Below are 20,962 nucleotides of genomic sequence, written 5' to 3' on the forward strand. Positions count from 1 at the left end.
GTCCTTGCCTCCCGCTCATCGGGTCAGGTAGCAGTGGATCGACCGCGCGGCGACCTTGCCGTCTTCCACCGCCTGCACGGTCAGGTCGAGTCCGTCGATGCAGTCGCCGCCGGCGAACACGCCGGAGAGCGACGTTTCAAGGTCATCGTTCACGACGATCCGGCCGCCGCTTATGTCGAGCGGCCCGCCGGCGCCGTCCGCCACCGGATCGGCAATCAGGATCTGGCCGATCGCAGTGAACACGCTGTCCGCAGGCAGGGTCGTCGTATCGCCGGTGCCGGTCAGCCGGCCGCTGTCGTCGAGCCTTGTATATTCCAGTTCGATGCTGCCGACATGGCCGTTCGCGCCGTGCAGTCGCACCGGGCGGACCCAGTGCTTGATCCTGACGCCGCTGGTCTGCGCGACCTCCTGCTCGTGCCAGGTCGCACCCATCTCGTCGGGTCCGCGGCGGTAGCAGATGGTGACGTCCTCGGCGCCCAGCCGCTTCGTCTGGACGGCGATGTCGATGGCCGTGTTGCCGCCGCCGATCACGACGACCCTGCGCCCGACGGGCAGCGCCGCCAGATCGCCGGCCTGGCGCAGCTCGGCGATATAGTCGATCGCCGGCCGGACGCCCTCGAGCGCCTGTCCTTCGACCTCCAGCCCCTTCACGCCGGCCTGGCCGGTCGCCAGGAACACCGCGTCGTAATCCCGGCGCAGCCCGGCCAGGGAGATGTCCGTGCCGAGCGCCTTGTTGAACTCCAGCGTGATGCCGCCGACCGAAAGGATGAAATCCAGCTCGCGCTGGGCGAAATCGTCGATCACCTTGTAGGCGGCGATGCCGTATTCGTTGAGCCCGCCGGCCTTGGCCCGCGCTTCGTAGACCGTAACTTCGTGGCCGAGCCGGGCGAGGCCGTGGGCGCAGCTGATGCCGGCCGGTCCGCCGCCCACCACGGCCACACGCTTGCCGGTCGTCGCCGCGCGCTCGAAGGGCTGCTCGCCGCGCTCGAAAAACCGGTCGGTGGCGTAGCGCTGGAGCAGGCCGATATTGACCGGCTTGCCCTCCTGCGCGGTGCGCACGCAGACCTCCTCGCACAGCTCCTCGACCGGGCAGACCCGGGCGCAGGCGCCGCCGAAAATGTTGGCCCCGAGAATGTCCATCGCCGCGCCGCGGATATTGTCCGAGGCGATCTTGCGGATGAAGCTCGGGATGTCGATGCCGGTCGGGCAGGCCTCGATGCAGGGCGCGTCGTAGCAGAAGTAGCAGCGGCTGGCGTCGATCGGCGCCTGCTGCGGCGTAAGCGGCGGCTTGATATCGCCGAAGTTGCGCGCGTATTCGGCTTGCGAGAGCCGGCCCGCCGCGATGTCAGGCTGCGCCGCCATCGTGCTTTCCATGGTCCATGCTGCCCTCCAAACTTAAGGCGCTGAAATGGCGCGTTTCCGCCATTTCGTTGCCAACGCGCCCCGGCGCCTCGGCACCGCCGTTGCACCGGAAAAAAAGAATTGACCCTAATTGCGGCCCCGGAACCCGTCAAGCATTGCCGCACGGGAAGGTGCCGGCCTTTGGAGCGCGGCTGCGCCGCTCCGGTCGAAATGACGGGGAGGGGCGCGGAGAGGCGCGCGTTTTCGTGTCGCCGCATACTCTCTTATTTCGAACGGACGCACGACCGACGCTTGACGGCATTCGGATCATGGGGCTAATGCTTGCGGGCTTGGCGTCCCGATCCGGAAGGGGAGGGGCTTAATAGGGAATCCGGTGCGATCGGCGGATCAAATCCGGAGCTGTCCCCGCAACTGTAGACGGTTGGCCGCGCTCGGAATGCCACTGGTCGAACGGCCGGGAAGGCGGGCGCAAGACAGGCCGGTAACCGTGAGCCAGGAAACCTGCCGGGCGACCGCGACTGTATCGTTGTCGGGTGATACGACGGAGAATTGCATGACTGCCCAAACCCAGAGCAGGACCGGAATTTCGGCGAAGCTCGCCGCCATCGCGCTGTCCGCCTTCATCGGCCTGGCGATCGTCACGCTCGCCGGCCATGTGCAGACGGCCGCCCTGCATGACGCGGCGCACGATTCGCGCCACGCCATGGGCTTCCCCTGCCACTAGACATGTTTACCCGCATATTGGTCAGCGCGCTGTTCGCTGGCTTTCTGACCGGGTTGGTCGCGGCCCTGCTCCAACTCGTCTTCGTCCAGCCGGTGCTGCTGCATGCCGAACTGTATGAGAGCGGCACGCTGAACCACTTTGGCGACGGCGGGGAGGGCACTGCGGCCATTCCCGGCATCGACCTGGAGCGCGACGGGCTGAGCGTGCTGTTCACGACCCTGACCTATACCGGCTACGCCTTCCTGCTGGTCGCCGCCATGGCGCTGGCCGAGGACCGCGGCGTCCGCATCGCCGTCCGGCAGGGGCTGGTCTGGGGCATCGCCGGTTTCATGGCGGTCCAGTTGGCCCCGGCGTTCGGCATTCCGCCGGAACTGCCGGGCTCCGCGGCGGCGGAGATCGGTCCGCGCCAGACCTGGTGGTTCGGCGCCGTCGGCGCGACTGCGGCCGGCCTGGCGCTGATCGCGTTCGGCCGCACCTGGGCGCTCCGGGGCGTCGCCGCCCTGCTTATCCTGGCGCCGCACCTTGTCGGCGCGCCGCACCCGGACGAATTCATCGGCCCGACGCCGCCGGAACTGGCTGGCCTTTTCGCCGCCCGGGCCCTCGGCACCGGCCTCGTCGCCTGGAGCCTGCTCGGCCTCCTCGCCGCCTACTTCTGGCAACGCGAAAGCAAGCGCGCAGAGGGGATGGCGCAGGCGGTGTGACCGCCGGCGCTTCCCAAATTTCGATTGTGTTTCGAGCGCGGCCTGCGGGCAGCGCGCGCCAACCCGTTCGCCGGTTGCCGGCCGCCAGCCCGGAAGGCGCCGGCTACACCGGCATCCTGCCGAATTTCGGCTTGCGTTTCTCTTTCAGCGCAGCGAGGCCTTCCTGCGCCTCCGGGCCGTCCCAGGCGAGGAATTCGTAGCCCAGCGAGGCGTCGAAGCTCGGGCCGTTCATACGGTACCAGTTGTTGAGCGCCATCTTTGTATGGCTGATCGCGGTGCGGGCGCCGCCGGCGAGCCGCGTGGCGACGCGCAGCGCCTCGGCCTCCAGGGCGTCTTCCTCGACGGCCAGCGAGATCAGGCCGATCCGCTCCGCCTCCTCGCCGGTCAGCGTTTCGCAGGTCATCAGGTAGTATTTCGCCTTGGCCATGCCGCACAGCAGGGGCCAACTGATGACCGCATGATCGCCCGCCGCGACACCGAGGGCGGTGTGGCCGTCGATGATGCGGCAGCTCTTCGTGGCGATGGTGACGTCGCAGACCATGCCGGCCGCGAGGCCTGCGCCGACGGCGACGCCGTGCATCGCGGCGATCGTCGGCCGGCAACAGGCGATAACGTTGTAGACGAGGTCGCGCGCCTCTTTCATCGCGCGCATGCGGTAGCCGTGGTCGCCGATGATCCCGTCGATCATGCCGAAGTCGCCGCCCGCCGAATAGGCCCGGCCGGCGCCGCGCAGAATGACCGCGCCGACATCCCTGTCAGCATCGATGTCGGGCCAGACTGCGACCAGTTCCTCGTGCATCTTCGCATCGACGGAATTCATAGGGTTGTCCGGATTGTGCATCGTGACCCGCAGCACGCCATCGGCCGGCCGGTCGAATATCAGGCGTTCGTAGGCGTCGTAGCGGTTTCCGGACATGGTTTCTTCCCTTTCGGCGAATTTCGGATTCTCCGGCTGTAGCACTCCGGCGCCCGCACGGCGTCAGCGACAGGCTGACGCACGAAATTGTCATCGCAGCGCCGCCGATTTTGCGTGACGAGGCAGGCGGTTATGTGCATGTTCCCGCGCCGCCGCATTCCATGCATATTGCGGCCGTCGGCGCGGGTTTGTTGTCCAGCGCCGCCGCGCGCTCCGAGGGATGGTGCCGTCATGTCCGACGACGACGATCTCGTTCTCAGCGAACTGAACGACGAGGAACTGGTCGAGCAGATGCACGACGACCTCTACGACGGTCTCAAGGAAGAGATCGAAGAGGGCGTCAACATCCTGCTCGAGCGAAAATGGCAGCCCTATTCGATCCTGACCGAAGCGCTGGTCGAAGGCATGCGCATCGTCGGGATCGATTTCCGCGACGGCATCCTTTTCGTGCCCGAAGTGCTGCAATCGGCGAATGCGATGAAGGCCGGCATGTTCATTCTCCGGCCGCTGCTCGCCGAGACCGGCGCGCCGCGGGTCGGCAAGATGGTGATCGGCACCGTCAAGGGCGACATCCACGACATCGGCAAGAATCTCGTGTCGATGATGATGGAGGGCGCCGGCTTCGAGGTGGTCGATATCGGCATCGACAATCCGGTCGAAAATTATCTCGCGGCCATCGAGGAGCACGAGCCCGATATTCTCGGCATGTCGGCGCTGCTGACGACGACGATGCCGTATATGAAGGTCGTGATCGAAACCTTGAAAGAGAAGGGCATTCGCGACGACTATACCGTCCTGGTCGGCGGCGCCCCGCTGAACGAGGAATTTGCCCAGGCGGTGGGCGCCGACGCCTATTGCCCCGATGCCGCGGTCGCCGTGGAAATCGCCAAGGATTTCATGAAGCGCAGGCACAACCTCCTCGGCGGCGCGACGATCAACTGACCCATGGAGGCTGCGCTGGCGCGTCGCCCGACTGCAAGAACCGGCAGGAGCGGCCGAATTCGCGGCGGTTCGGCGCCGCGCGTTGCCGCTGCTCCGCCGGGCAAGGCCCTGGACGTGGCGCCGGATAGCGCCCTGACTCTCGCCGGACGCCGCAAGGCTGGCACGGTAGTGATCGCCTGCGGCGCACTCGCACGGGAGATCGTGCACTTCCGGGACATGAACGCGGTTCCCGCGTTCGACGTCGCCTGCATTCCGGCCTGGCTCCACAACGCGCCGCAGCTGATTCCGGACCGGGTTCGCGAGAAAATCCGTGAGTGCCGCTCGGCCTACGACCGCATTCTCGTCGCCTACGCCGACTGCGGCACCGGCGGACTGCTCGACAGGGTGCTCGACGAAGAGGGCGTGGAGCGGATCGAAGGCCCGCACTGCTATGCCTTCTACGCCGGCCAGGCGGCGTTCGACGCGCTTGCCGAAGCCGAAACCGGCACTTTTTACCTGACGGACTACATGGTCCGCCACTTCGACCGGCTGATCGTGGAGGGCCTCGGCCTCGACCGCCATCCCGAATTGCGGGACGATTATTTCCGGCATTACACCCGCTGCCTCTATATCGCCCAGACCCGCGACGCCGGGCTCCAGGTCAAGGCGCAGGCGGCGGCGGCCAGGCTGGGCCTGGGCTACGCCTACCGCTATGTCGGCTACGGCGAACTGGAAGAATTCCTGAGCCGGGCCACTGTTCCGACGCCGGATCGAGGAGCCTGAAGCGTGGCGAAGCTCCAGATCATCTACTGGCGCGACATCCCCGCCCAGATTATCGTGTCGGCCGGCCGGAAAAAGGCGCGCCGGCAACTGGATGTGCGGTTCGAGAAGGCGATCGACCGGGCCGCCATCCGCGCCAAGCTGCACGGCACCGACGACTATCTCGAACAGTGGCGCCGCAGCGCGCCGGTCGATTGCGGCGACGATCTGGAAGCCGCGGCGGCCGATGCTGCCGGGCGCATCGAACAGGAGTATCCCGAAGACCGGGTCGAACGGATCGTCCGGTCGAACGGCGTCGACGATACGGCCCGCTAGACATCCGAACCTGAGAGCCAGCCCGACATGAGCCGAACCGTTGTCAGTTCCGCGACCCGGGAGGTCGTGATCGGTTTCGACCGGCCTTTCTGCATCATCGGCGAGCGCATCAACCCCACGGGGCGCAAGCTTCTGATGGAGGACCTGCGCCGCGGCGACTACAGCCGGGTCGAGGCCGACGCCGTCGCCCAGGTCGAGGCCGGGGCGCACATGCTGGATGTCAACGCCGGCGTGCCGCTGGCGGACGAGCCGAAAATCCTGGCCGATTGCATCAAGCTGGTGCAATCGCTGGTCGATGTCCCGCTGTCGATCGACTCGTCCATCGTCGCGGCGCTGGAGGCGGGGCTGTCGGTCTATCAGGGCAAGCCGCTGCTCAATTCGGTAACCGGCGAGGAAGAGCGGTTGGAGGTCGTCCTTCCGCTGGTGAAGAAATATGGCTGCGCCGTGGTGGCGATCTCCAACGACGAATCGGGCATTTCTGAAGACCCGGACGTCCGCTTCGAAGTCGCCAGGAAGATCGTCCATCGGGCCGCCGACTACGGCATCCCCAAGGAGGACATCGTCGTCGATCCGCTGGTCATGCCGATCGGCGCGATCAACCAGGCGGGCCGGCAGGTCTTCTACATCCTGAACCGGCTGCGCGACGAGCTGGGCGTCAACAGCACCTGCGGCGCATCCAACATCGGCTTCGGACTGCCGAACCGGCCCGGGCTCAACGCGGCCTTCCTCGGCATGGCGGCCTGTTCGGGCATGACCTCGGCGATCATGAATCCCTTGCATTCCCACGAGGTCGATGCCGTGATGGCGGCCGATGTGATGAACGGCAACGATCCCGACTGCCGGCGCTGGCTGAAGAAGTTCCGCGATCCCGCCGCCGAGAGCGAAAGCCGCCGCGGCCGGGAAGGGCGCCGCCGCCGCCGTGCCTGAAGCGCTGACCGGCGTAAAGGACGAGGCGGTCGAGGCGGAGGCCAAGATCGTCTTCACGCCGTCGGGCAGGCGCGGCACGTTTCCGGTCGGCACCAACCTGCTGCAGGCGGCGCGCGATCTCGGCGTAGACCTCGATTCCGTGTGCGGCGGCCGAGGCATCTGCGGGCGCTGCCAGATCACTATCAGCACCGGCCGCTTCGCCAAGTTCGGGCTCGAAAGCGCGGCCGGCCATCTGAGCGCCTTCAGCGCCAACGAACAGCGCTACAAGGACCGGCGCGGGCTGGCCGAGGAGCGGCGCCTCGGCTGCCACGCGACCGTCCAGGGCGACCTGGTGATCGATGTGCCTCCGGACAGCCAGGTCCACAAGCAGGTCGTCCGCAAACGCGCCGAAGTTCGCGACATCACCGTCAACCCGGCCGTCCGGCTGCACTATGTCGAAGTCGAGAAGCCAGACATGCACCACCCGACCGGCGATTTCGAGCGGCTGGCGACGGCGCTGCGGGAACAGTGGGGCCTCGGCGAGCTCGAGAGCGACGTACGGATCCTGCAAAAGCTGCAGAAAAGCCTGCGCGAAGGCGACTGGAAGGCAACCGTCGCGATTCACCGCAAGGAGCGGATCATCGCCATTTGGCCGGGGTTTCGGGGCAAGGCCTACGGCCTGGCCTACGATGTCGGCTCGACGACCGTCGCTGCTCATCTCGCCGACCTTTCGACCGGAGAGGTCGTCGCCTCGGTCGGTGTCATGAACCCGCAAATCCGCTTCGGCGAAGACCTGATGAGCCGGGTCTCCTACGCCATGATGAACCCAGGCGGCGACATCGAATTGACCGAGGCCGTTCGCGAGGCGGTGAACCGGCTGGTCGCCGATGCGGCTGCGGAGGCGGGGATTGCGGCCGACGACATCCTCAACGCGACCTTCGTCGGCAACCCAATCATGCATCACCTGCTGCTCGGCATCGATCCAGTCGAACTGGGCGGTGCGCCCTTTGCGCTGGCGACTAATCGGGCGCAGACGCTCTGGGCGTCCGAAATCGGCCTGGCGGTCAATCCGGATGCGCGGGTCTATTTTCTGCCCTGCATCGCCGGCCATGTCGGCGCCGACGCCGCCGGCGTGATTCTCTCCGAAACACCCTATCTTTCCGACGATACCGTGCTGATCGTCGATGTCGGCACCAATGCCGAAATCGTCCTGGGCAACAGGGAGCGCATTCTGGCCGCGTCCTCGCCGACCGGGCCGGCCTTCGAGGGCGCTCAGATCGTCTGCGGCCAGCGCGCCGCCCCCGGCGCCATCGAGCGGGTCCGCATCGATCCCGAAACCCTGGAAGCGCGGGTCAGGGTGATCGGTTGCGACCTGTGGTCCGACGAGCCCGGCTTCGATGCGGCGACGGGCGATACCGGCGTCACCGGCATCTGCGGTTCCGGCATCATCGAGGCGCTGGCCGAAATGTATCTCGCCGGCCTGATCCGGCCGGACGGAACGATCGACGGCGGCCTGGGAGGACGGACCGACCGGCTGCAGGCCGAGGACCGGACCTTCAGCTACCGCCTGTACAGGGCCGGCGAGCGCGACATCCGCATCTACCAGGTCGACGTGCGGGCGATCCAGCTTGCCAAGGCGGCGCTCTATGCCGGCGCCCGGCTGCTGATGGACCGGCTGCGGATCGCCGCGCCGGACCGGATTGTGCTGGCCGGCGCCTTCGGCACCCATATCGAGCCGAAATACGCCATGATCCTGGGCATGATCCCGGACTGCGCCCTGGACAAGGTGACCTCGGCCGGCAACGCCGCCGGCACCGGGGCCACGATCGCGCTGCTCGACCAAGCGGCGCGCGACGAGATCGAGCGGGTCGTGCGCGGCATCGAAAAGGTCGAGACCGCCGTCGAACCCGAATTCCAGCGCCATTTCGTCGACGCGATGGCGCTCCCCCACGCGACCGCCGACTATCCGCACCTCTCCCGGCAGGTAACCCTGCCCGCGCGCCTGGCCGACGACGGCGGTGCCGTGGCGGAAAGCGGCGGGCGCCGCCGGGGCCGCCGGCGCCGGTAGCGCGTAGCGCGTAGCGCGTAGCGCAATTAAGTATTTTATTACAATGTATTAAAAAATTAAATTAATCTTTTTTGTGAAAATTTCTGCGTGCGGACGGATGCCTTGAAGGTGCGCCATCAGCCGATCCCGTCGGGCAGGCTTTCCTTCTTCTTCGCGATGAATGCGTTGAGCGCCTCGTCGATCGCCGGGTCGAGCGGCGGCGCCTCGTAGCTCGCCAGCATGGCCTTCCAGCGTTCGTTGGCGCGCATGACGATGTCCTTCGAGCCATCGCTCTGCCATTGCTCGAAGCTGTTGTTGTCCGCGACGGCGGAGCGCCAGAAGGCGGTCTCGAAATTGTCCTGGGTGTGCTGGCAGCCGAGATAGTGGCTGCCCGGCCCGACCTCGCGCACCGCACTGAGCGCCTGGCCGTTTTCCGACAGGTCGTAGCCGCCGGCCATTACCTGGTGCATGGCAAGCTGGTCGGCGTCCATGATCAGCTTCTCATAGCTCGACGCCAGCCCGCCCTCCAGCCAGCCCGCGGCGTGGAGCACGAAATTCACCCCGGCGAGGACCGTCGGCATCAATGTATTGGCGCTCTCGTAAGCCGCCTGGGCGTCCGGCAGTTTCGAGGCACAGAGCGAGCCGCCGTTGCGGAAGGGCAGGTTCAGCCGGCGGGCCAGCGCGGCCAGGCCGAACAGGGCGAGGGCCGGTTCCGGGGTGCCGAAGGTCGGCGCACCGGACTGCATCGAGATCGAGCTGGAGAAGCTGCCGAACACGACCGGCGTTCCCGGCCGGCACAGCTGGGTCACGGCGATGCCGGCCATCGCCTCGGCCAGCGTCTGGGCCATCACGCCGGCCACGGTCACGGGCGCCATGGCGCCGGACAGGATGAAGGGGCTGACCACCGTTGCCTGGCCGGCTTTCGCGTAGGCTTTCAGCGCGCCCAGCATGGTGGCGTCGAACACCATCGGCGAGTTGGCATTGATCAGGCTGGTGCAGACGCAGTTCTCGTCGACGAAATCATCGCCGAACAGGATTTTCGCCATGGCGACGGTATCGGCGGCGCGCTCCGGATGGGTCACCGAGCCCATGAAGGGTTTGTCCGACCAGCGCATATGGGCGTAGACCATGTCGAGGTGCCGCTTGTTGATCGGCACGTCGACCGGCTCGCACACCGTCCCGCCGGAATGATGCAGCGCCGGCGACAGGTAAGCCAGCTTCACGAAATTGCGGAAATCCTCGATCGTGCCATAGCGCCGCCCGCCGTCCAGGTCGCGCACGAAGGGCGGGCCGTAGACCGGCGCGAATACCGTATGGCCGCCGCCGATCTCAACCGAGCGCTCCGGGTTGCGGGCATGCTGGGTGTATTGCGCCGGCGCGGTCGAGCAAAGCTGCCGGGCGAGGCCGCGCGGGAACCGGACCCGCGTTTCGCGGACATCCGCGCCGGCGTCCCGGAACATGTCGAGGCATTCCTGATCGTCGTGAAACTCGATGCCGACCTCTTCCAGGATCGTGTCGGCATTATGCTCGATGAGTTCTAATCCTTCGGCCGACAGCAGCTCGACCTTGGGGATTCTGCGCAGAATCGCGCCAAGCTGCTCGACCGGACCGGCCGTCCGCGCCGCGCGCCGGCTTTCCCGGCCGCCGCCAGCACGACCCGCGCGCCGGCCCGCACGGCCTTCGCCGCGCTTTCGGCCGCGTTCTTCGCTCATGGCCGGGCCTCCGCACCCTGCGCGGGGATGTCAGGAAATGTCATGATTCGCCGGAAATTTCCTCCAACTGCGCCCGTCATTCCGACCGGAGCGGCCGCAAGGACGCGGAGTGGAGGAAGCTCTTCGCCGGAATCTGGCGCCTCCTTTTCGGATCGAGCCGAGATCCCTCCACTCCCTTCGGTCGGTCGGGATGACGGATAGGGTGTGAGGCAGTGAGCAAGGCATTCGCGGATGTCAGGATACGTCATGATTTGTCATGCGCCCCTTCGCGGCCTGGACATTCTTCCGGCGGCGGCGCGCTGGCGCCCGGCGCCCGGATGTCAGGATATGTCAGGAATTGTAAGTCGGGACCGGCGAATCGCCCGCTATACCTCCCCCTCTTCAGAGGGGGAGGGCAGGTGGGGGTGGCGCGCGCCGCCGCGAGGCGGTCCATGCCGGACCGCGACGGCACCCCCATCGACCTCGCTGCGCTCGGCCACTTCCTCCTTCGAAGAGGGGGAAGGACATAATTCGCAGGATTGAGGATGTCAGGATATGTCATGTTTTGTCATGAACCCCCACACGGCCACTCTTTTCCACAATATCCCGGGTCGCTCGCTGCGGCAAAAATATAGGGCATGAAAACCTATATTTCAAGGAAATTGCGCCTATGAGCGCAGCGCGGCGTTGTCCGGGTCGTAGGGGCTTTCGGCGACGATCCGGGCCGGGCGGCGCTGGTCGAGCACGCGGACTTCGCACGCCCGGCCGATCTCCGCTACGTCGCTGCGCACATAGCCGAGCAGCAGGCTCTTGCCGACATGGTGGCCGTAGCCGCCGGCAGTGCCGCGGCCGGCGACCTCGCCGTCGATATAGACCGGCTCGTTGCCGAACGGATCGGCATCGTCGGCATCGATCTCGATGGTGCGGTAGGCGTTCGGCACGCCCTGTTCCTTCTGCGCCAGCAGGGCGGCGCGGCCGGTGAAATCGGCATTCTTGTCGAAGCGCACGAAGCGGTCCAGCCCGGCCTCCAGGATGCTGTTCTCGGCGTTCAGGTCGGTGCCGAACAGCCGGTAGCTCTTCTCCAGCCGCATCGAATCCATCGCGCGCATGCCGACCGGGCCGATGTCGAATTCGGCGCCGGCCGCCATGAGCGCGTCGTAGAGGTGGATCTGGTACTCGATCGGGTGGTGCAGTTCCCAGCCGAGCGAGCCGACGAAGTTGACCCGGAGCGCGCGCACGGCCGGGCAGTAGCCGACCGGGATGTCCCGGCCGGTGAGCCACGGGAAGGCTTCGTTCGAGACGTCGGCGTCGGCCAGCTTCTCCAGCACATTGCGGGCCTGCGGGCCGGCGAGCACCAAGACACCGTATTGCGTCGTCAGGTCCTGCAGGAAGACCGAGCCGTCGCGCGGTACGCGGCGGGTCAGGATGTCCCAGTCCATGTCGTGGGCCGCGCCGGGGCCGACCAGGTAGAAGCGCTCGCCGTACAGGCCGTCGGGCAGGCGCAGGATGGTGAATTCGCTGCGCACCGAGCCGGACGGGTTGAGCGCGTGGGCCAGCGTCATGCGCGACACCTTCCGCGGCACGTTGTTGGCCACCATGCCGTCGAGCCAGGCGCGGGCGCCGGGGCCCTCGACCAGGTATTTCGCGAAACTCGACAACTCCATCAGCCCGACCCGCTCGCGCATGGTGCGGACCTCGTCGCCGACATGCGCGAACCAGTTGGAGCGGCGGTAGGAGTAGTCGTCCTTCCGCTCGACGCCGGCCGGCGCAAACCAGTTCGGCCGCTCCCAGCCGAAGCGCGCGCCCCAGACGGCGCCGGCCCGGTCGAGCCGCTCGTAGCAGGGCGGCGCCTTGGCCGGCCGGCCGAGCAGGCGCTCCTCCATCGGATAGTGGTTGATGAAGACGTGCTCGTACGCTTCTTCGTTCTTGATCTTGGCGAAGTTCTTCGAGACGACGCCGAAGCGCCGGGGATCGACGCCGATCATGTCGACAGTTGGCTCGCCGTCGACGATCCACTCGGCGAGCTGCCAGCCGGCGCCGCCGGCCGCGGTGATGCCGAAGCTGTGGCCCTCGGAGAGCCAGAAATTCTCCAGGCCGAAAGCCGGGCCGACCATCGGGTTGCCGTCCGGCGTGTAGGCGATCGGGCCGTTGACGATGTCCTTGATGCCGGCATTCTCGAAGCTCGGCACCCGGTTCATGGCGGCCTCGACATGGGGCACGAGCCGGTCGAGCTCGCCGGGGAACAGGTCCTTCTCGAAGCTCTCCGGCACGCCGTCGACGAAGCAGGCCGGCGCGTGGCGCTCGTAGGGGCCGAGGATCCAGCCCATGCGCTCCTCGCGCAGATAGTAGGAAGCGTCGGATTCCCGGAGCACGGCGAGTTCCGCGTTGCCGGCTTCCCTGTACTCCTGCAGCACGGGATCGACATCGGTGACGATATACTGGTGCTGGACCGGGATCGCGGGGATCTCCAGGCCGACCATCCGGGCCGTGGTGCGCGCATAGTTGCCGGTCGCGCTCACGACATGCTCGCAGCGGATGTCGCCCTTGTCGGTCTTCACGATCCACTCGCGGTTGTCGCGTTCGATGCCGGTGACGGTGGTATGCTGGTGGATTTCGGCGCCGCGGTTGCGCGCGCCCCTGGCGAGCGCCATCGTGACGTCGACCGGCGCGATGTGGCCGTCCGTCGGGTGCCACAGGGCGCCGACCAGCCCTTCGGCGTTGATCAGCGGCCAGAGCTCCCTGATCCGTTCGACGTCGATAATCTCGCATTCGACGCCGATGGTCTCCGCCGTGCACTGGTAGAGGCGGTATTCGTCCATGCGGTCGCGGTTGGTGGCGAGGCGCAGGTTGCCGTTGACGTGGAAGCTGACGTCCTGGCCGGTCTCCGCCTCCAGCGTCTTGTACAGGTTGACCGAATACTGGTGCAGCTGGCCGACCGAATAGCTCATGTTGAACAGCGGCAGCAGGCCGGCGGCGTGCCATGTCGAGCCGGCGGTCAGCTCGGTGCGCTCGACCAGCATCACGTCGGTCCAGCCTTTTTTGGCCAGATGATAGAGGGTCGAAACGCCGACCACCCCGCCGCCGATCACGACGACGCGCGCCTGGTTCTTCATCCGCAGGGCCTCCCTGTCTCCGCTGCCCGTCGAAACCGCCGCCCGGTCCGGTCGTTGCGCGCCGGCCGGTAGAGGCGCGGGATACTATGCCGGACGGGCGGAAATTCACGCTAAATTCGGCGTGATCGGGGCGCGACCCGCGGCAGCGGAAAGCGGCCGGGAGGGAAGGGGGCGCAATTTTCTCCAATTCGATCAGGTTAGACTTCTTTGCTGAATTAATGTACATAAAAAAAGTACATATCTATAAGATGGGGCTGACCATGAAAATGATCGCTGCCGCCGAATTCAAGGCCAAGTGCCTCCGCGTGATCGGGCAGATGTGCGAGGACCGGGAGCCGGTGACAATCACCAAACACGGCCGGCCGCTGGCGGTGCTGTCGCCGTATGTACCGGCGGACGGAACCGATTCGATCATCGGCGCCATGCAGGGGTCGGTGCTGGGCTACGACGACCCGTTCCTGCCCGCGGCCGATCCGGACGATTGGGACGCCAACCGGTGATCGTTCTGGACACGCACGTCCTGATCTGGGCCGTTGGCGGCGACCGGCGTCTCGGCGAGACCGCGCGCGCGGCAATCGAAGAGTCCATACAGACGGATCGCGCCGCGGTTTCGGCGATCACGCCGTGGGAAATCGCCATGCTGGTGGAGAAGGGCCGGCTCCGGCTCGGGCGCGAGGTCCGGTCATGGATCGACAATGCGCTGGCATTGCCGGGCATCTTCCTGGCGCCCATCGAACCCGCGATCGCGATCGACAGTATGCGCTTATCGGGCGGCTTTAACGCCGATCCGGCCGACCGCTTTATCGTCTCGACCGCGCGCTACTTCGATGCGCCCCTGGTCACGGCGGACCGAGCCATTCTCTCCTATGCGGCGGCCGGTCATGTCCGGGCGATGGACGCCGCGGCATAGAGCACCGACGGCACGAGCGCCAGCGGCGGACTCAAGCGCCGAACACGCGCTTGAAGATTGTCTCGACCTGGCTCGTGAAGAATGCTGAATCGAACACGGCGTCGATGGCAGCAGCGTCCAGATGCGCCGCGATTTCCGCATCGGCCTTGAGCGAAGCGGCGAAATCGCCGCCCTCCTGCCAGACCGTCATGGCGTTGCGCTGGACGGCGCGGTAGGCGTCTTCCCGGCTCATGCCGGCCTGGGTGAGCGCGAGCAGTACGCGCTGGGAATTGTGCAGGCCGCCGAGGGCGTCGACGTTGGCCTGCATGCGCTCCGGGTAGACGACCAGTTTTTCGACGACGCCGGTCAGCCGGGCGAGGGAAAAGTCGAGCGCCACCGTGGCGTCCGGGGCGATCTGCCGCTCGACCGAACTGTGGGAGATGTCGCGCTCGTGCCACAGGGCGGCGTTTTCGAGCGCGGGCAGGACCATGCCGCGGATCAGCCGGGCCTGGCCGGTGAGGTTTTCGGTCAGCACCGGGTTGCGCTTATGAGGCATGGCCGAAGACCCTTTCTGGCCCTCGGAGAAGAACTCTTCCGCCTCGCGCACTTCGGTACGCTGAAGATGGCGGATCTCGACCGCCAGCCGCTCGATCGCGCCGGCGACGACGCCGAGAGTGGCGAAATACATGGCATGGCGGTCGCGCGGGACGATCTGGGTCGAGATCGGCTCGGGCGTCAGGCCGAGCTTTTCCGCGACATGGGCTTCGACCCGGGGATCGACGGTGGCGAAGGTGCCGACGGCGCCGGAGATGGCGCAGGTCGCGATCTCGGCCCGCGCCGCCTCCAGCCGCGCCTTGCAGCGGGCGAACTCGGCATGGTGGCCGGCCAGCTTGACGCCGAAGGTGGTGGGCTCGGCATGGATGCCGTGGCTCCGGCCCATCGTGAGGGTGTATTTGTGCTCTTCGGCCCGGCGCCTGAGGGCGGCGAGAAGGTCGTCCAGACCGGCCAGCAGCAGGTCGCTTGCCCGGCAGAGCTGGACGGCGAAGGCGGTATCCAGCACGTCCGATGATGTCAGGCCCTGATGGACGAAGCGGGCTTCGGGGCCGACCTGCTCGGCCAGCTCGGTCAGGAAGGCGATGACGTCGTGCTTGACCTCGGCCTCGATGGCGTCGATGCGGGCGATGCGCTCTGCCGTGTAGGGCCTGTCGCCCTTGCGCCACACGGCCGCCGCCGTGCCCGCGGGTATCGCGCCGAGTTCCTCCAGCGCGTCGCCGGCGTGGGCTTCGATCTCGAACCAGATGCGGAAGCGGTTGGCCGGTTCCCAGACGGCAGCCATCTCTGGGCGGGTGTAGCGGGGGATCATGAACGGGCTCCTGTCGGAGGCTGGCAACCGCTGCTACACCGGAAGGCCGGCCGCCGCCAGCAGACGGGTCGCCGCGCGCCCGATGTGCCGTCCGCCCGATGCTTGTGCAGCAGTGGCGCCGCTTCGGGGGCGATGCTATACCGCCGCAGAACGTTCCCCGCATCCACCGTTTCCGGGAAAACCGCATGCACCGCCGGGTCCGCCTGCTGCTCCTGCATCTCGCCGCCGCCGCCCTCGTCGTCGGCGCGGTCGCTGCCGCAGAGACGCAATCGACGTCCCAGGCGCAATCCGGGTCCGGACAGGAGGCGGCGCCGGCCCGCGGCGACAGGCTGGCCGGGGCGTTGCCGAAGCCCCTGGAGGGCCAGACCGCGCGCGAGCGGATCGAAAACAATTCCGAAACCGGACAGGTTCAGGTCCAGCGGGTCTATCAGGATGCCGAGGGCAAGCCGATCATTGCGATCGTGGTGCGCAGCGAAACGCCGGAGTCGCTGAAGAAGCGCAAGGCGACCTTCATGGATCCCGACGTGGTCCGGGCGAGAAAGGGCGAATTCCGGGAGATTGCCGGCCAGCGGTTTGCAATCGTGAAGATCCAGGGCGAATACACCGCCGCCACGTTCGTCGCGGACCGCTATTCGGTGCTGTTCTTCGGCACGGCCGACCTGGCGACCCTGTTCGCCCATATCGTGTCGACGGATTTCAGCCGGATCGCCGCCGTGCCGTAGGGGCCTGCCGCAGCGGCCGGCCCTGAACGGCACGGGCGGCGCGCGCCAGCGAGGAGCCGCAAATGCGCTTCGATCCCGCGTCCCAGGACGTCGGCAACATCGTTTTCTTCGAGCATGTCAACCTGACGATCCCGGACCAGGAGACGGCGACGGATTTCTACGTCGCCGGACTGGGGCTGACCCGCGACCCGCATATGACGGTCGGCAGCAACAATATGTGGATCAACGCCGGCCGCCAGCAGTTCCATCTGCCGAAAGGCCAACCGCAGCGTTTCCGGGGGACGATCGGCCTCGTGCTGCCGGACCTGGACGCGCTCGAGGCCCGGCTGCGCAGTGTCGCGCCGCGGCTCGGCGGCACGCACTTCTCGTGGCGCCGCGAGAGCGGCCACGTCGCGCTGACCTGCCCGTGGGGCAACCGTCTCCGGGCGCACGGGGCGGGCGGCGGTCATGGCGGGCCGCTGGGCATCCCCTATCTCGAAATGCCGGTTGCCGAAGGGACGGCGGCGGGCATCGCCGAATTTTACCGCTCGGTGATGGGCGCGCCCGCCGGGGCCCGCGACGGCTGCGCGCGCGTTACGGTGGGGCCGGGCCAGCGTTTCGTGTTTCGGGAAAGCGGCGCGCCGGCGGCCGCCTATGACGGGCACCATGTCGCGGTTTACGTCGCCGACTTCTCCGGCCCGTACCGCATCCTCGCCGAACGCGGCCTGGTCACCGCCGAGGACAATCCCAGCCAGTATCGCTTCGCCGAGATCGTCGAACTGGACGCGGCGGAAACGCTGTTCGATCTCGAACACGAAGTGCGGAGCCTGCGCCATCCTCTCTACGCGCGCGCCCTCGTGAACCGGACCGGCGTGTGACGGGCCGGATGGGCCTTGCGGGCCGGCTGCCCGGCGCGCGCGCCGCCGCTGTTTTCGTCCCGATGCAAATTTCTTGGGGATAACTTTATCCACAACCCGAATCCGCGGAAATGCGCGGCAGCCGCGTCGAATTGTGGAAAAAATTGCCGGCATTTGTCCGCTAACTCTTTGGTTATCCACCGAAATTTCGAAGATCCGGCACAATTTTTTGTTGCCAGACGGCGGGGAGCGAAGCAGTATCCAGTCACGCGATGGGCAACCGCAAGGAAGCAGGTCGCGGGGCGTCGGAAGCCTTCGGGCGGAAGACGCGCGAGCCGGAGAGCCGGACCCTTCGGGGAAAGGATCGAAGGCGGAACGGCCAGGCGGCTTCGGTCGTCGAGGTCGGGAGCCGGGGAGCCTTCGGGCGAGCCGGCGGCCGGGAAGCGGACCTTCGGGAACGCGGACCGGCAGGGCGGCCCGCAAGGGCGAGCCCGCGGTCAAGGCCTTCGGGTCGGGACCATGTGGGAAGCCCTTCGGGGCAGGCCCGCAGAGAAGGTGTCAGGGGGCTCTTCGGAGCCATGCTGGGACGTCCGCGTCGAAGCACCTGGCGCCTTCTTTGCGTTTGGGGCCCGGAAATCGTGCCCAGGCGCCCGCGACTTCGGCCCGCGCGATTGCCGCCGCCCATACCGCCATCGGGCCAAAACAAAACCCGGCCGCACCGGAGTGCAGCCGGGTTTGCTGTGCCAGGGAATGTCCGCGTCTATCGCACCTGTGCGTCGCCTGTTTATCGACAACAGGAAAATTTGTCAACAAGATTTTGTGGTGCGACCAAAATACTATCAAGATTTTGTAATATTCGCGCCCTGACGGCCTGAAGAAACGCCACCGCCCGGCCGGCGGAGGCGCCAGCGGCAGATACCGCCGGAGCCTTTCCGCATCGGCCGGGCCGGGAATCCCGAAATGCGTTCCGGACGCTACGGCCGGATATAGCTCCAGCCCTGCTCCTGCAGTTCCATCAGGCGCACGACGCCCGACGGCACCTTCTTCGCCTCGGCGATCAGCGTCACCGGCCGCGGGGCAGCTAGAATTCGAGAATGTCCTGTATCGCCTCGATGCCCTCGACGGCGCAGTCGTGATCGAGTTTGCCGCCGGGCGCGCCGGACACGCCGACGCCGCCGACGATCGAGCCCGCCGCCGTGACCCGGACGCCGCCGCCGACGAACAGCGCCTGGCCGATCTGGCGCACGCCGGGATTGACCGTGCCGTCCTTGATCAGTCCGTACATCTCCCAGGTATCGGTGCGGAACGACACGGCCGACCAGGCCTTGCGCCGCGCGGTCTCGACGGTATGGGCGCCGGCCAGCCGGTCGCGCAGCGCCACCTGGACGCCGCCGAACCGGTCCGTGACCACGACCGCGACCTGATAGCCGCCCTTGCGGCAGGCTTCGAGGGTCGCCTGGGCCAGCGCGAGCGCCGTCTTCGGTGTCATCACCTTGAAAGTCGCCAGCGGCTTTTCCTCCGCGCCGGCAGAGGTTGCGGATATGAGCGTCAGGGATAGCACAGCGGCGGCGGCCATCCTTGCGATTCCGTTTTTTCGGGCGATACCGTTTTTCAGCATGAACATGGTCATCCTTTCGTGCGGCCCGCCGGATCGGCCTGCGCCGCCGGCAGCTTGTCGAGCAGCCGCTCCAGCAGCGGCCAGAAGAAGTCCTCGCCCGGATAGCCGACCAGCCGGCCGATCTCCCGGCCCCGGTGCCACAGCACGAAGGTCGGCGTGTAGGCGATGCCGCGGACCGCGCGGTAGGCCGCCGGGACCGTGCGGTCGATATCGATCCGGCGCAGCGGCGCGGCGCGGCCGAAGCGCGTCTTGCCATAAGCGGGGCCGATCTCCTCGTGCCAGCGCTCGCACCACTCGCAGGTCTGCGATTCGAACATCAGCAATTCTGCCGCGCGCGCCTGCCCCGGCGTGGCGGCAAGGAGGCCCGCGGCGACCGCTGCGACAAGGAGCAGGAAGCGGATATTCGGCATCGGAACCCTTTGAATTTCCCCTTTGATTTTCAGGGCGTTTGCGGACCGGCGCGGCCGGCGAACCGGCGGTTTCGATTCGCGCTTGTTAAATTAGAAAGTTTGAATATGATACCGCAACGCCGGCGGGGCCAACACCGGAATCGCGCCGTTTTTCGGCACATCCGGGCCCGCCATTGGACCATCGGCTTGCCGGTGAAAGCCGGCAGCCGGTCGCGGTCAGGAGGACAGAGATTTGAAGGTCGGTCGACTTGTTTTGGCAACCCTTTTCGCAGCCGCGATTGCGGCAGCCCCGTTCGCCGCGCAGCAGGCCGTTGGCCAGGGCAAGGCGCCAGTCGTCAAATACAAGATCGTCGACGAAGACAGCATCCCCGAATCGCTGACCGGCAAGCCGGGCGATCCGGAAAAAGGCAAGAAATGGGCGATCGCCGGCCGGCTCGGCCATTGCATCGCCTGCCATGTCATGCCGGTCGACCAGCCCTATATGGGGGAGGTCGGGCCGTCCCTGGTCGGCGTCGCGTCGCGCTACGAGGCCGGGCAGCTCCGGATGCTTATCGTCGATCCCAAGATCATCAACGAAGACACGATGATGCCGGCCTTCTACAAGGCAGACGGATTTCACCGGGTGCGCAAGGCGTTCGTCGGCACGACGATGCTGAGCGCCCAGCAGGTTGAGGATATCGTCGCCTACCTCCTGACGCTCAAGGACGAGGAAAAGGACTAGCCGGCCGCGCCGGCCGACCGCCGCGCACCGGCCCAGCAACGTAACAGGACAGGAGCCATGTCACAGACAGACGTATCCGGCGGCGTCCATCGCCGCAGTTTCCTGATCGCCGCCGGCGCCGGCGGCGCGGCCTTCGCCGCCGCCCAGTTCACGCCGGGCATTGCGCTGGCCGACAAGGCGCTGACCGCGGAGGCGATCAAGAAGGCGATCGGCGACCGCAAGCCGATCGAGGGCAGGGTGTCGATCGACGGTCCGGAAATCGCCGAGAACGGCAACACCGTGCCGATCGGCTTCGAGGTCGAGAGCAAGATGGCCGGCGGCGACCTGGTCAAGGCCGTGCACATCTTCGCCGAGGGCAATCCGCGCCCCGAAGTCGCGAACTTCTGGTTCTCGGAGCGAAGCGGCGCGGCCCGCGGCGCATTCCGCATGCGCATGGCCAAGACCCAGAACATCATCGCCCTCGCCGAGATGGCCGACGGCAAGGTCTATATGGGCCAACGCCTGGTGAAGGTGACGATCGGCGGCTGCGGCGGCTGACCGCCCTTCGAACCGGCAGGACCGACACCTTCAGGACAGACATCGGGACATAGAGGATATCGAACCATGTCACGACCCCGCGTGCGCGTTCCGCGCAAGATCAAGAAGGGCGACACGGTAACCGTCAAGACGCTGATCGCGCACAAGATGGAAACCGGCGTGCGCCGCAACAAGAAGACCGGCAAGCTGATCCCGCGCAAGATCATCAACAGCTTCGAAGCGAAGATCGACGGCAAGACCGTGTTCAAGGCCGCCCTGCATCCGGCGGTCTCCTCCAATCCGTATATTTCGTTCGCGATCAGCCCGGAGGAGAGCGGGAAGATCGACTTCGTCTGGACGGAAGACGGCGGCAAGACCTTCACCAAATCGGCGAAATTCACGGTCGCCTGA

The 20,962-nt window shown here is 66.8% G+C and carries 21 protein-coding genes and 1 riboswitch; of the genes, 14 read left to right on the forward strand and 7 right to left on the reverse strand.

The genetic code is table 11. The features are described 5' to 3' along the window. Positions 1 to 15: 15 nt before the first annotated feature. A complete protein-coding gene (locus OXM58_14560) occupies positions 16 to 1,362 on the reverse strand; it encodes an NAD(P)-dependent oxidoreductase (protein ID MDE0149591.1) in 1,347 nt (448 codons plus the stop codon). Between the two features lie 313 nt (positions 1,363 to 1,675). After that, positions 1,676 to 1,886: riboswitch (cobalamin riboswitch) on the forward strand. Positions 1,887 to 1,915: 29 nt separating this feature from the next. Between OXM58_14560 and OXM58_14565 the strand changes: the two genes are divergently transcribed. After that, the gene (locus OXM58_14565) at positions 1,916 to 2,086 is read left to right on the forward strand and encodes a CbtB-domain containing protein (GenBank protein MDE0149592.1); all 171 of its coding nucleotides are present in this window, start codon (positions 1,916 to 1,918) and stop codon (positions 2,084 to 2,086) included. A gap of 2 nt (positions 2,087 to 2,088) precedes the next feature. Then, positions 2,089 to 2,787, forward strand: coding sequence for a CbtA family protein (locus OXM58_14570; GenBank protein ID MDE0149593.1), 699 nt, complete (start codon positions 2,089 to 2,091; stop codon positions 2,785 to 2,787). 103 nt (positions 2,788 to 2,890) lie between these two features. On the opposite strand, the gene OXM58_14575 is transcribed toward OXM58_14570, so the two are convergent. Next, entirely contained in the window at positions 2,891 to 3,703 is an 813-nt protein-coding gene (locus OXM58_14575; GenBank protein ID MDE0149594.1) for an enoyl-CoA hydratase/isomerase family protein, read from the reverse strand. A 231-nt stretch (positions 3,704 to 3,934) separates the two neighbouring features. On the opposite strand from OXM58_14575, the gene OXM58_14580 reads away from it, so the two are divergent. The 5 genes from OXM58_14580 (at position 3,935) to OXM58_14600 (ending at position 8,693) form a co-directional block, all read left to right on the forward strand. Then, positions 3,935 to 4,645, forward strand: a complete 711-nt coding sequence (locus tag OXM58_14580) for a B12-binding domain-containing protein (GenBank protein ID MDE0149595.1) — start codon at positions 3,935 to 3,937, stop codon at positions 4,643 to 4,645. 114 nt (positions 4,646 to 4,759) lie between these two features. Continuing rightward, complete coding sequence (locus tag OXM58_14585; protein MDE0149596.1) at positions 4,760 to 5,407, forward strand: DUF1638 domain-containing protein; 648 nt, start codon at positions 4,760 to 4,762, stop codon at positions 5,405 to 5,407. Positions 5,408 to 5,410: 3 nt separating this feature from the next. Further along, the gene (locus OXM58_14590) at positions 5,411 to 5,719 is read left to right on the forward strand and encodes a virulence factor (GenBank protein MDE0149597.1); all 309 of its coding nucleotides are present in this window, start codon (positions 5,411 to 5,413) and stop codon (positions 5,717 to 5,719) included. 27 nt (positions 5,720 to 5,746) lie between these two features. Then, entirely contained in the window at positions 5,747 to 6,646 is a 900-nt protein-coding gene (locus tag OXM58_14595) for a methyltetrahydrofolate cobalamin methyltransferase (protein ID MDE0149598.1), read from the forward strand. Beyond that, positions 6,639 to 8,693: an ASKHA domain-containing protein gene (locus OXM58_14600; protein MDE0149599.1), complete on the forward strand. Its 2,055-nt coding sequence runs from the start codon at positions 6,639 to 6,641 to the stop codon at positions 8,691 to 8,693. Before OXM58_14595 ends, OXM58_14600 begins: the two co-directional genes overlap by 8 nt. 116 nt (positions 8,694 to 8,809) lie before the next feature. Here the strand turns inward: OXM58_14600 and OXM58_14605 are convergent, their stop codons facing one another. Beyond that, a complete protein-coding gene (locus OXM58_14605; protein ID MDE0149600.1) occupies positions 8,810 to 10,384 on the reverse strand; it encodes a trimethylamine methyltransferase family protein in 1,575 nt (524 codons plus the stop codon). Between the two features lie 647 nt (positions 10,385 to 11,031). Then, positions 11,032 to 13,476, reverse strand: a complete 2,445-nt coding sequence (locus tag OXM58_14610; GenBank protein MDE0149601.1) for an FAD-dependent oxidoreductase — start codon at positions 13,474 to 13,476, stop codon at positions 11,032 to 11,034. A gap of 260 nt (positions 13,477 to 13,736) precedes the next feature. Between OXM58_14610 and OXM58_14615 the strand changes: the two genes are divergently transcribed. Both OXM58_14615 and OXM58_14620 read left to right on the forward strand, forming a co-directional pair. Beyond that, positions 13,737 to 13,976 carry a type II toxin-antitoxin system Phd/YefM family antitoxin gene (locus OXM58_14615; protein MDE0149602.1) on the forward strand — a complete coding sequence of 80 codons (240 nt, stop codon included), beginning with the start codon at positions 13,737 to 13,739 and terminating at the stop codon, positions 13,974 to 13,976. Further along, positions 13,973 to 14,386, forward strand: a complete 414-nt coding sequence (locus tag OXM58_14620; GenBank protein MDE0149603.1) for a type II toxin-antitoxin system VapC family toxin — start codon at positions 13,973 to 13,975, stop codon at positions 14,384 to 14,386. The genes OXM58_14615 and OXM58_14620 overlap by 4 nt, the downstream gene beginning before the upstream one ends. A 31-nt stretch (positions 14,387 to 14,417) precedes the next feature. Here OXM58_14620 and purB read toward each other — a convergent pair whose 3' ends face one another. After that, positions 14,418 to 15,728 (reverse strand): adenylosuccinate lyase, encoded by a 1,311-nt coding sequence (gene purB, locus OXM58_14625; GenBank protein MDE0149604.1) that lies wholly within the window; start codon positions 15,726 to 15,728, stop codon positions 14,418 to 14,420. Positions 15,729 to 15,913: 185 nt separating this feature from the next. Between purB and OXM58_14630 the strand changes: the two genes are divergently transcribed. Further along, complete coding sequence (locus tag OXM58_14630) at positions 15,914 to 16,450, forward strand: hypothetical protein (GenBank protein ID MDE0149605.1); 537 nt, start codon at positions 15,914 to 15,916, stop codon at positions 16,448 to 16,450. A gap of 62 nt (positions 16,451 to 16,512) precedes the next feature. After that, a complete protein-coding gene (locus tag OXM58_14635) occupies positions 16,513 to 17,307 on the forward strand; it encodes a hypothetical protein (protein MDE0149606.1) in 795 nt (264 codons plus the stop codon). Positions 17,308 to 18,367: 1,060 nt separating this feature from the next. Here OXM58_14635 and OXM58_14640 read toward each other — a convergent pair. Together OXM58_14640 and OXM58_14645 are read right to left on the reverse strand one after the other, a co-directional pair. Beyond that, positions 18,368 to 18,862 carry a heme-binding protein gene (locus OXM58_14640; GenBank protein ID MDE0149607.1) on the reverse strand — a complete coding sequence of 165 codons (495 nt, stop codon included), beginning with the start codon at positions 18,860 to 18,862 and terminating at the stop codon, positions 18,368 to 18,370. Between the two features lie 50 nt (positions 18,863 to 18,912). Next, a complete protein-coding gene (locus OXM58_14645; GenBank protein ID MDE0149608.1) occupies positions 18,913 to 19,314 on the reverse strand; it encodes a transcriptional regulator in 402 nt (133 codons plus the stop codon). A 253-nt stretch (positions 19,315 to 19,567) separates the two neighbouring features. Between OXM58_14645 and soxX the strand changes: the two genes are divergently transcribed. The 3 genes from soxX (at position 19,568) to soxZ (ending at position 20,962) form a co-directional block, all read left to right on the forward strand. Continuing rightward, positions 19,568 to 20,035 (forward strand): sulfur oxidation c-type cytochrome SoxX, encoded by a 468-nt coding sequence (soxX, locus tag OXM58_14650; protein MDE0149609.1) that lies wholly within the window; start codon positions 19,568 to 19,570, stop codon positions 20,033 to 20,035. Between the two features lie 57 nt (positions 20,036 to 20,092). Further along, the gene (gene soxY / locus OXM58_14655) at positions 20,093 to 20,572 is read left to right on the forward strand and encodes a thiosulfate oxidation carrier protein SoxY (GenBank protein ID MDE0149610.1); all 480 of its coding nucleotides are present in this window, start codon (positions 20,093 to 20,095) and stop codon (positions 20,570 to 20,572) included. 66 nt (positions 20,573 to 20,638) lie between these two features. Further along, positions 20,639 to 20,962 (forward strand): thiosulfate oxidation carrier complex protein SoxZ, encoded by a 324-nt coding sequence (gene soxZ, locus OXM58_14660; protein MDE0149611.1) that lies wholly within the window; start codon positions 20,639 to 20,641, stop codon positions 20,960 to 20,962.

This window comes from Rhodospirillaceae bacterium (genome assembly GCA_028819475.1).
GTDB lineage: Bacteria > Pseudomonadota > Alphaproteobacteria > Bin65 > Bin65 > Bin65.